General features: G+C 32.9%; 15 protein-coding genes. All 15 read left to right on the top strand.

The genetic code is table 11. The features are described from left to right. Positions 1–37 precede the first annotated feature (37 nt). Entirely contained in the window at positions 38–418 is a 381-nt protein-coding gene (gene gcvH / locus IEV15_RS12625) for a glycine cleavage system protein GcvH (protein WP_188362894.1), read from the top strand. Continuing rightward, the gene (locus IEV15_RS12620; RefSeq protein WP_188362893.1) at positions 408–788 is read left to right on the top strand and encodes a VanZ family protein; all 381 of its coding nucleotides are present in this window, start codon (positions 408–410) and stop codon (positions 786–788) included. Before gcvH ends, IEV15_RS12620 begins: the two co-directional genes overlap by 11 nt. 52 nt (positions 789–840) lie before the next feature. Continuing rightward, positions 841–1,557, top strand: coding sequence for an energy transducer TonB (locus tag IEV15_RS12615; RefSeq protein ID WP_188362892.1), 717 nt, complete (start codon positions 841–843; stop codon positions 1,555–1,557). Between the two features lie 94 nt (positions 1,558–1,651). Continuing rightward, entirely contained in the window at positions 1,652–2,146 is a 495-nt protein-coding gene (locus IEV15_RS12610; RefSeq protein ID WP_188362891.1) for a hypothetical protein, read from the top strand. 1 nt (position 2,147) lies between these two features. Continuing rightward, complete coding sequence (locus tag IEV15_RS12605; RefSeq protein ID WP_188362890.1) at positions 2,148–2,387, top strand: energy transducer TonB; 240 nt, start codon at positions 2,148–2,150, stop codon at positions 2,385–2,387. Between the two features lie 55 nt (positions 2,388–2,442). Further along, entirely contained in the window at positions 2,443–3,186 is a 744-nt protein-coding gene (deoC, locus tag IEV15_RS12600) for a deoxyribose-phosphate aldolase (RefSeq protein ID WP_188362889.1), read from the top strand. 15 nt (positions 3,187–3,201) lie between these two features. Beyond that, positions 3,202–5,313 (top strand): gliding motility outer membrane protein RemB, encoded by a 2,112-nt coding sequence (remB, locus tag IEV15_RS12595; protein WP_188362888.1) that lies wholly within the window; start codon positions 3,202–3,204, stop codon positions 5,311–5,313. Positions 5,314–5,427: 114 nt separating this feature from the next. Next, positions 5,428–6,345, top strand: coding sequence for a heme o synthase (cyoE, locus tag IEV15_RS12590; protein WP_188362955.1), 918 nt, complete (start codon positions 5,428–5,430; stop codon positions 6,343–6,345). Positions 6,346–6,347: 2 nt separating this feature from the next. After that, positions 6,348–6,926, top strand: a complete 579-nt coding sequence (locus IEV15_RS12585; RefSeq protein ID WP_188362887.1) for a cytochrome c oxidase subunit 3 — start codon at positions 6,348–6,350, stop codon at positions 6,924–6,926. A 47-nt stretch (positions 6,927–6,973) separates the two neighbouring features. After that, complete coding sequence (locus tag IEV15_RS12580) at positions 6,974–7,987, top strand: cytochrome c oxidase subunit 3 (RefSeq protein ID WP_188362886.1); 1,014 nt, start codon at positions 6,974–6,976, stop codon at positions 7,985–7,987. A gap of 19 nt (positions 7,988–8,006) precedes the next feature. Then, positions 8,007–8,447 carry a cytochrome C oxidase subunit IV family protein gene (locus tag IEV15_RS12575; protein ID WP_188362885.1) on the top strand — a complete coding sequence of 147 codons (441 nt, stop codon included), beginning with the start codon at positions 8,007–8,009 and terminating at the stop codon, positions 8,445–8,447. A gap of 77 nt (positions 8,448–8,524) precedes the next feature. Beyond that, positions 8,525–9,178 (top strand): hypothetical protein, encoded by a 654-nt coding sequence (locus tag IEV15_RS12570; protein WP_188362884.1) that lies wholly within the window; start codon positions 8,525–8,527, stop codon positions 9,176–9,178. Beyond that, positions 9,168–9,899: an SCO family protein gene (locus IEV15_RS12565; protein WP_188362883.1), complete on the top strand. Its 732-nt coding sequence runs from the start codon at positions 9,168–9,170 to the stop codon at positions 9,897–9,899. Before IEV15_RS12570 ends, IEV15_RS12565 begins: the two co-directional genes overlap by 11 nt. Position 9,900: 1 nt before the next feature. Next, positions 9,901–10,443, top strand: a complete 543-nt coding sequence (locus tag IEV15_RS12560; RefSeq protein WP_188362882.1) for a DUF420 domain-containing protein — start codon at positions 9,901–9,903, stop codon at positions 10,441–10,443. After that, positions 10,436–10,669: a CAMCR motif-containing small membrane protein gene (locus IEV15_RS12555; RefSeq protein WP_188362881.1), complete on the top strand. Its 234-nt coding sequence runs from the start codon at positions 10,436–10,438 to the stop codon at positions 10,667–10,669. The genes IEV15_RS12560 and IEV15_RS12555 overlap by 8 nt, the downstream gene beginning before the upstream one ends. Positions 10,670–10,674: the final 5 nt, after the last annotated feature.

Here is a 10,674-nt window from a genome sequence, read left to right as displayed (position 1 = left end):
GTGACTAAAAATTACATTTGCTAAAACAAATTAAGATATGAATATACCTGCTGAATTAAAGTATACTAAAGACCATGAATGGATAAAAATTGATGGTGATATAGCTACTGTTGGAATTACTGATTTTGCTCAAAAAGAACTTGGAGACATTGTTTATGTTGAAGTAGAAACACTAGACCAAACTCTTGATAGAGATGAAGTTTTCGGAACTGTTGAAGCAGTTAAAACCGTTTCCGATTTATTTTTACCTGTTTCGGGTGAAATTGTTGCTTTTAATGAGCTTTTAGAAACAGACCCTGAGAAAGTTAACAACGATCCTTATGGTGATGGTTGGATGATTCAAATGCGTATTACAAACCCATCAGAACTTTCAGATTTGTTGGATAGTGATTCCTATAAAGCATTAATTGGATTATAAACATAAGATATTTCAAGTTGTTTTTGTACTCTGGATTGTTACTATTACTTTGTTAAGTCTAGTAGAATCAGAAAATTTACCTCGTATTGATGTAAAAAATTCAGATAAACTAGGACACTTTGTTTTTTACTTTTTGCTAACCCTTTTTTTGTTTTTAGCACTACCAAAACAAAGATTAAATTTAGGTTCAAAGCTTTTGTTTAGTTTTTTATTTTCAGTTATTTATGGCATAATAATTGAGATATTACAAGGAGTAATCACGGTCAAAAGACAGCCTGAAATACTAGATGTTTTTGCAAACACTTTTGGGAGTTTAGTAGCTATAGTAGTTATCTATTTTTTGCTTCCTAAGGTTAAATTTTTAAAATAATTTAAATTGTTTTCGATAAATACATATATTAGCATCTCAAAAATTATAAATAATGGAACCAAAAAAGAATCCTAATGTTGACCCACGAAGAAATAGTTTTCTCTATTTTAGTTTGGGTTTAATGGCTATGGTAGTTTTATCCTATGTGGCTATTGAATTAAAAACATACGAAAAAGATTTGTCCGGATTGACAAGAGAAGTGGATGATAGTTTTCTAGACGAAGAAGTGCCAATGACGCAACAGTTAAATGTTCCGCCACCGCCACCACCACCGCCACCACCAGCACCGGAAATTATCCAAATAGTTGAAGATAAAAAAGACATTGTAGAAACCGTAATTGAATCTACTGAAACTAATCAACGTGAGGAAGTTGTTAAAGCTGACAAAGTTGTAGTTGCTGAAGTGGAAGAGGACTTAGATGTTCCTTTTGCAATTATTGAAGATGTGCCAATTTTTCCAGGCTGTGAAAACGTGCCTAAAGACAAAAGAAGAGAATGTTTTAATGACAAAATCAACCAACACATTAAAAAGAACTTTCAGTATCCTGAATCTGCTATGGATGCAGGACAATCGGGAAGAGTATTCGTAAACTTTGTGATTGAAAAAGATGGTTCTATTACAATTGCAAATTTAAGAGGACCTTATCCGGTTCTTGAAAAAGAGGCGGCTAGAATTATCAATAAAATTCCTAAGTTGACTCCTGGTAAACAAAGAGGAAAAGCAGTACGTGTTCCTTTTAGTATTCCTATTACATTTAAATTGGATTAATTTTGTTTCTATAAAAAAAAGCTACGCAATTGTGTAGCTTTTTTTTTGGCATGTATTTTGGTTTCAAGTTATTATAACCTTAAAACCACAAGCCATGAATGCAAATGACCAAAAAAGAATTGAAAAGAGTTCACTCTATTTTCAAGTAGGATTAACACTAAGTTTGATATTAGCTTATCTATTTATTGAAATTGAATTTCAAACGGTTACTAAAGATGCTGTGATAAGCAATAAAGAAGTTGATATTTCAGAAGTATACACTCAAAAATTTATTATTGAAAAACCGAAGGTAGTAGAACCAATTGTAGAGAAAAGTAAGCCAAAATTTGTAAACACAGTTAAACCTGTAGAACAAACAAAGCCTGATGAAAAAGAGCCTATAGAGACAACAACGCCAGCTACAGAACCTACAATTGATAAACCTGTGGAGCCTGTTGAAAGTGCTCCATTGCCAACACCAACAAAGCCTGATGTTTTTGAAAGAGGAATGGTAGAAGAATCACCTACTTTCATGATTTGTGCTAAGTTAAAAGGAATTGAACGCGATAAGTGTTTTAACGAGCAATTAAAAAAAGTTTCTTTTAAGTAATTTGAATTATCCAGCTAAAGCTTTAGATAGAGGTATTGAAGGTAGCATTGCGGTTCAATTTGTAATAGATAAAAACGGAACTATAACCAATGTTAAAACTATAAATACCAGTAATAAAGATCTTGAGAAAGAGGCTTTGCGAGTGGTGTCTAAACTTCCAAAAATGGCACCGGGAAAGCAAGGAAATGAAACAGTAAATGTGAGATATACCATTCCTATTTCTTTTAAAATACCCAATTAATAAATATTATTCAGAAACTACCACGCAATGCGTGGTTTTTTTTTATTTTTATACCATGAATATAAAACCTTATCTCGATTCAACCTATTTAAAAACAGCGACTCAGGCAGGTTTGTCTGCAGATGAAAATAAAATAGTTGTACAAAGCTATGTTCAAGAAGCAATACATGAAGGATTCAAATTGATTATGATTCGACCGAATATGGTTGCAATGGCAAAAAAAATGATTGTGGAAGCTCAATCTAAAGTGCTTGTTGGAACCGTGATTGGTTTTCCTGAAGGTACTGCTTCAATTGATGATAAGTTAGTTGAAGCTCAAAAAGCAATTGTTGATGGTGCTGACGATTTGGACTTTGTTTGCAACTATCAAGCTTTTATTGAGGGAAATGCTACTTTATTAAAAAATGAAATTTTACAATGTACGAGCTTAGGCTTACAATACAATAAAACTGTTAAATGGATCATTGAAGTTGCCGCTCTAACTGATCAACAAATTATACAATTAGCAGCCTTAATTAAAAATATAGTTATGTCTAATTTTAAAGAAGATTGTTATTCAAGTGTTTTTGTGAAATCATCAACCGGTTTTTATAAAACCTCAGACGGATTGCCAAATGGAGCTACTGTTCCATCAATAATTTTGATGTTAGAAAATGCGTCACCTTTGCCTATAAAGGCAGCAGGCGGCGTTAAAAACTATGATGAAGCGATTGAAATGATTAAACTTGGAGTAAAACGAATTGGCACTTCTTCCGCCAAAGCGATTGCAGCCGGTGAAAATGCTACTAATTCTTATTAATGCCTTTAACTTCAAATGAACACATTTTTTAAAACCTTTTTTTTACTGTTTTCTTTTGCTTTGTTTGCACAAAGTACAAGTGAAACTTTGGAACAACATCCTGTTTTTCCTAATTGTGTCGGAAAATCAAATAAAGAATTGGAACAATGTTTCAATGACGAGTTACAAAAAGTTGTATACAGTTCGTTCATTGTGCCGGAAAGCAGTAAAAATTCCAATTATAAAGGCATAGTTACTGTTTTGTTTGAAGTCAATCAAGAGGGAAAATTTAAAGTGCAATATGTTGATGCAACAGATTCAGAGTTGGTTTCAGAAAGTAAAAGAGTTATCGAAGAATTGCCGCCTGTTGGACCGCCAACTTATGCCGGAAAACCAACATATTCCAGGTATACCATTAAAATATTTATACCTTTAGATAGTTCTCAAGAAGAAATTTTGGCGAAATCAACTTTAGAAAAAACAAAAGCGGAAAAGGTAATTGCTGAACCAAAAGAGTTAACAGAATTTGATGACATCAAATATGCTACTTTTTCCAATCCTCAATTTAAAAGTAATTTAAATATTCCGTTTTCCCATCAATTCTATTCCCAGTTTGACAGTGAAATGAATCAAGTGGGAACAAATAATCATACTGCTTCCAAACCATTTACTTATGCTGAAGTGGCAAAATATTATGATTTTGAGGCTGCCAATCAAAAGATTCTAAAAAGCAAATCGGGTTGGTGGGGAAAAAAACTTTGGAATGAACACATGGTTGCTATTCAGGGGGAAGATTATTGGTTTACCTTAAATCCGATTGTTGATTTGCGAATTGGGAAAAGTGATCCGAGTACGGCAAGTTATACTTATCAAAATACAAGAGGAGTTCAAATTCAAGGCGGTTTAGGAAGTCAACTTAATTTTACGTCAACGATTTATGAAAGTCAAGGGCGTTTTGCTCCTTATTTTAATCAATATGCTGAGAGTATTCGTCCTTCCGGTGGCAATCCGGCTATCATTCCGGGAGTTGGAATTGCTAAAGAGTTTAAAATAGATTCATATGATTTTCCTTTGGCGGAAGCCAATTTGACTTACACTCCAAGCCAGTTTATCAATTTGCAATTAGGGTATAATCGAAATTTCATTGGTGATGGTTATCGTTCCTTGTTGATGGGTGATGGAGCAAGTCCGTATCCCTATTTCAAGATAAACACCTCGTTTTGGAAAATCAAATATACCAATACTTATATGTGGCTTAAAGATGTAAGAGAAGAGGTGACGGATGAAGGAACTTATGCCACAAAATATATGGCAAACCATTATTTGAGCTGGAATGTTTCCAAACGTTTAAATATTGGATTGTTTGAATCTGTTGTTTGGGCTAATACAAATGACAGGGGATTTGATGTGAATTTTGTAAATCCTATCATTTTTTATAGAGCTGTTGAATTTTCTTCTTCTTCAAAAAGTGGCAATGCTGTAATTGGGTTGACTTCAAAATACAAATGGAACAATCAAATTAATCTTTACGGACAATTTATATTGGATGAATTCGCTCTTGGAGATGTGCAAGAAAACAATAAAAGTTGGCGAAATAAATTTGGCTATCAACTTGGAGCCAAATATTTTAATGCATTCAAAATAGAAAACCTATTACTGCAAGTTGAGTACAATCAAGTGCGACCTTATGTTTATGCACATAGCAGCCCACTAACTAATTATGCTCATAATAACCAAAGTTTAGGCCATCAATGGGGTGGAAATTTTAGAGAATTTATTGCTATTGCCCGATACTTTAAAGGAAGATGGTTTGGTGATGCAAAATTGACTGTTGGAAAAAGAGGTTTTGATTTTGACACGGAAGCAGATGGTTTTAACTATGGCGGTAACATTTATAAAAACTATAATGAAGACCGACCTTTTGATACCGGAGTTGCAATAGGTCAAGGAAATGCAACAACTATTTTTATAGCAGATTTACAAGCCGGATATTTAGTGAATCCAACATCCAATTTAAAACTTTTCGGAAATTTAATTTATCGCAATTTCAATCCGTCTCAAAATACACTAACTGCTTCTAAGGATACTACTACTTGGTTTTCTGTTGGAATTAGAGCCGATTTGTTTAATTGGTATTTTGATTATTAAATTTTTTTAAATCAGAATTTCAAAATTTAATCTTTTTTCTAAATTGTTCAATTCGATTTCAAATTTCTAATTTGTATCTTTGCCGAAGTTTTTAAAAAATTAATGAAAACCGCATTGAACGTAACTCAAAATTCCATTTCTACAAAAGCTCTTTTTACAGATTTTAAAGAAATCACTAAAGCGGGATTGTCCATTAGTGTTGTTTTTTCATCTCTTGCGGGTTATTTGTTGGGAGTTGTTGATTTTTCTTTGGATAGTCTGAAAATTATAGCCTTGTTAGCTATTGGTGGTTATTGTATGGTTGGAGCTTCCAATGCTTACAATCAAATTATTGAGCGAGAATTGGATGCTCTGATGGACCGAACTAAGAACAGGCCATTGCCAGCTGGTAGAATTTCGGTTTCAGCAACATTGGTAATAGCTATCATTTTGACATTAATCGGTTTGGTGGTTTTATATAGCATCAATCCTAAAACCGCCATGTTTGGTGCTATTTCAATTTTTCTTTATACAAGTGTTTATACGCCATTAAAAACCCTAACGCCACTTTCTGTTTTTGTTGGAGCTATTCCCGGAGCAATACCGTTTATGTTAGGTTGGGTTGCAGCAACAAATGATTTTAGTTTAGAAGCCGGAACGCTTTTTTTAATTCAATTTTTTTGGCAATTTCCACATTTTTGGGCAATTGGATGGTTTTTGTTTGAGGATTATAAAAAAGCCGGATTTTTTATGTTGCCCACCGGAAAAAGAGATGCTGCAACAGCACTTCAAACAATTTTATATACGGTTTGGTTGCTTGTAGCGTCTTTGTTGCCAGCTATTTTTCCTCATATAGGAATTGTGGGGAGTCGATTGTATTTGTCGCCGATAGCAGCAGTTTTGGTTTTTGCATTAGGTATTTGGATGTTAGTTTATGCTTTTAAGCTCTATCAAAAGCGTGATGCAAAAGCAGCAAAGAGTTTAATGATAGTAAGTGTATTTTATATCACCTTGTTGCAAATTGTATTTGTAGCAGATAAATTTTTAAGATAAGTATGGAAATGTCAATTCAAGAACACAATTTACGGAAATCACAATCGTATAAATTGTTGTTGTGGTTTGCAATGATAAGTATGGTTATGATGTTTGCCGGATTAACCAGTGCTTATGTAGTAAGTTCATCAAGAGCTGATTGGTTGAAGGATTTCAAAATGCCAACTGCTTTTTTTATCAGCACCTTGGTAATTATTTTAAGTAGCGTGACTTTTTATTTGGCAAAAAAAGCCATTAAAGCTGATGCTCACAAAATAACTTCCATGTGGTTGTTGGCAACATTGTTTTTAAGTGTTACTTTTGTAGTGTTGCAATTTGTTGGTTTCGGTCAAATTATAGCAGATGGTTATTTTTTCACCGGAAGTGAGAGTACAATTACAACTTCATTTTTGTATATTGTAACCATTTTGCATATGGCTCACTTGTTTGGAGGCTTGATTGCATTATTGGTTATAATTTATAATCATTTTAAACAAAAGTACAATGCTTCTCAACCCCTTGGAATTGAACTAGGTGAGATGTTTTGGCATTTTTTAGGAATTTTGTGGATTTTATTGTTTTTATTTTTCTATTTCTATTAATAGAAAAAAAATGTAAATTTGGACACTTTTTAAAATAGACTATATTTATGGGAGCGACAGTTACTACAACTGAAGAAAAAATCTGGGGAGGCGGCAACGAGCCAATGGGTTCTAGTTATGGAAAAATGATGATGTGGTTTTTCATATTATCAGATGCTTTAACTTTTACCGGTTTTCTTGCAGCTTATGGATTTTCAAGATTTAAATTCATTGAGAGTTGGCCAATTGCCGACGAAGTTTTCAATCACTTTCCGTTTATGCATGGAGTAGATGCTCCGATGTATTATGTAGCATTGATGACTTTTATTTTAATTTTTTCTTCGGTAACTATGGTGCTTGCGGTTGATGCAGGACATCATATGAAAAAAGGAAAAGTTGCTTTTTACATGTTTTTAACTATTATTGGAGGTTTGATTTTCGTTGGTTCTCAAGCTTGGGAATGGAAAAACTTTATCAAAGGCGAATATGGAGCTATAGAAACTAGAGGCGGAAGTATCATCCAGTTTGTTGATAAAGACGGAAAACGAATTGCACTTGATAAGTTTGCAGCTTCGATTCCCGGGGATAGAGCTCATCATGAAAGTAGTAAAGGAATTTGGTTTGCAAGCGAAGGTTCACTACCAACTTATTCTATTGCAGAAGTAGTTGAAGGGTTCAAAGCAAATCCTGATTTGTTAATCAGAACAGAAACTTTGTATCATACCAGTCATACCGGTGATGATTTACATCCTAGTTTGAATAAGGAAAAACACAAAACAATTTTAACCAGAGAAGCTTCTTTAGAGCGTTTGAGCCAAGCAGCTCACGTAGTTGAAGGTGCTAGCTTAGTTAGAAATGAATACGGAAATAAACAATTTGCTAACTTTTTCTTCTTCATTACAGGATTCCATGGATTCCACGTTTTTTCAGGAGTAGTAATTAATTTTATTATTTTCCTAAATGTAATTTTAGGAACTTACGAAAAAAGAAGAAGTTATGAAATGGTTGAAAAAGTGGGATTATATTGGCACTTTGTCGACTTAGTTTGGGTATTTGTATTTACTTTCTTCTATCTTGTTTAATCAGTAACGATTTATAATAATGGCACACGATCATAATCTTGCAATATTTAGAGGTAAACTCAAATTTAAATCAAACGAGCATAAAATTTGGGGTGTATTTATCTTTCTTTCTATAGTAACTATAGTAGAAGTTGTTTTAGGAATTATTAAACCGGGATTTTTAATGAAACCTTTCATCACTCCATTTGAAGGAGGTTTGGGAGCTACATTAATGAATATTATATTATCTCCTTTGGTATTTCTTATTCCGTTAAATTTGATTTTCTTAGTGTTAACCATAGTAAAAGCTTATTATATTACTTGGGATTTCATGCACATGAGAGATGAACGTTCAAGCCTGAGAAGAGCAGTAGTTTGGACATTTGTATTTTTAGCCTTGTATATCGCTTTGATATTTTTAATTGAAGGTGATTATATTTATGAAGTTTATAAATCTTCTGCCATCAAGTGGAATTTTTAACATAATATTTTACAGTGATTAAGGGTACGCAATGCGTACCTTTTTTTATTTTTGTAAAACCAAATTGGTTCTGCCTTATGAAAAAAAATATTGTTCTATTTGTGCTGTTTGTTTTACCAATTGTTGCTTATCTTTTTTTTGCAAGTGGCGTGAACAATTTTGTAAAACTGCCTACTATTACTGAAAACATTGCAGAGCTTACCAACATTCAAGATATTGATGGCAATCCAATAACTTTTTCAGAAAAGATAACTGTTTTAGGTTTTCCCGGTACGCAATTGTTACACAACAAGGGTAATGCATTTAATTTGAGTCAAAAAATTTATGATAAAGTAAAAGATTTTAAAGACTTTCAACTAGTGATGTTAATTCCTGAAGGAACCGAAGAACAAGCTCATCAATTAAAAACGGAATTAAGTCAAATTTCTGATTTGTCACGTTGGCATTATGTTGCAATTCATCCTGAAGTTCTAAAAGAATTTCATTATCAATTGCAGTTACAAGAAACTCTTGATGAAAATTTTGGAACACCAAATGTTTATATTATTGATAAAAAGTTGAGCCTAAGAGGCAGAAAAGGTAAAAACAAAAAAGGCGAAGAAGAATATAAAGAAGGTTACAACACCATTTCAGCAGCAGATTTACATAATGAAATGGCAGATGATATTAAAGTAATTTTAGCCGAATATCGTTTGGCATTGAAAAAAAATTCAGCAAACCGTGAAAAATAAGTCCTACATCGGAATATCGTTTATCATTTTAGTTTTTGGGATTATATTCATTCCACGAATTATTGATCGTATTTCCAACAATACCATAAAAGAAAGCGATCGTTTGAATGTTTCCGGTCAAGCTGAAACCTCAAAAGATTTACTTCAGACTATTGCAAGTGTTCCAAAGTTTTCATTGACCAATCAAAATGGTGAAATTATAACCAATGAAACACTTTTAGGGGATGTATATGTGGTAGAATTTTTCTTTTCCACGTGTCCAACCATCTGTCCGGTTATGAATCAAAATATGCTTTTACTTCAAAATCATTTTAAGGATCATCCTAACTTTAGTATTATATCAATTACTATTAATCCAGAATATGATACCAAAGAAGTTTTAAAATCGCATGCTGAACATTTAGGTGTAACTTCTCCAAAGTGGCACTTTTTAACCGGTGAGAAAGATTATATTTATTCCATTGCAAACAAAGGATTCAATTTGTATGCGGCCGAAAACAAAACAATCGAAGGCGGATTTGAACACTCAGGATTTTTTGCGTTAATAGATAAAAACGGGAAAATACGATCCCGAAAAGATAATTCCGGTAATCCGATAATTTATTATTCCGGATTAAATTATTTGGATGCTGAAGGATTTGAAGAGGATTTTTCAGGACCCTATAAACCAGGGATTGAAGCACTAAAACAAGATATCAAAGTAGTATTAGAAGAAAAATAATATGGATCAAAACTATTCAATAGAAAACAAGTTCAATAAATTGATAATTATAGTTTCTATACTTATCCCAATAGTAGTTGCACTTCTTTTTACAGTAAAATTAAAAGATTACGGAATCAATGTAGCCCCTTTGTCATTTTTGCCTCCAATTTATGCTACAATAAACGGCTTTACCGCCTTGTTTTTAATTCTAGGAGTAATTGCTATCAAGAAAGGAAACAGAAAAATACACGAACGTTTTATGAAAGCAGCCCTTATGCTTTCTGTTTTGTTTTTAGTTATGTATGTTGCTTATCATATGACTTCCGACAGTACTCCATATGGTGGTGAGGGAGCAATCAGGTATGTCTATTTTTTTATTTTGCTTTCACACATACTTTTATCTATTGCTGTAATTCCATTGGTTTTGATTACTTATGTAAAAGCTTTGGCAGAACGATTTGATAAACATAAAAAAATTGCAAAAATCACTTTTCCTATATGGCTTTATGTTGCCATAACCGGTGTTGTGGTTTATTTAATGATAGCACCATATTATGTTTAATAAACTTGTAACATACTTACTCGGAATTTCATTGTTCTTTTATTCCACTTCCTCTGTAGCTCAATGTGCTATGTGTCGAGCGGTTTTGGAAAGTGAAGAAGGAGGAGTCAAAGCCGAAGCAGTCAATGACGGAATAGTTTACCTAATGATTTTTCCGTATGTGATGGTAGCCATTGTGTTTTATGTTGTATATAAAATGAAGTACAAAACTAAAAAAGAAGTTTAATTCTC

Source organism: Flavobacterium orientale (genome assembly GCF_014638005.1).
Taxonomy (GTDB): domain Bacteria; phylum Bacteroidota; class Bacteroidia; order Flavobacteriales; family Flavobacteriaceae; genus Flavobacterium; species Flavobacterium orientale.
The sequence above is the reverse complement of the archived record's forward strand: the minus strand, read 5'-3'. Positions and strand labels throughout refer to the sequence as shown.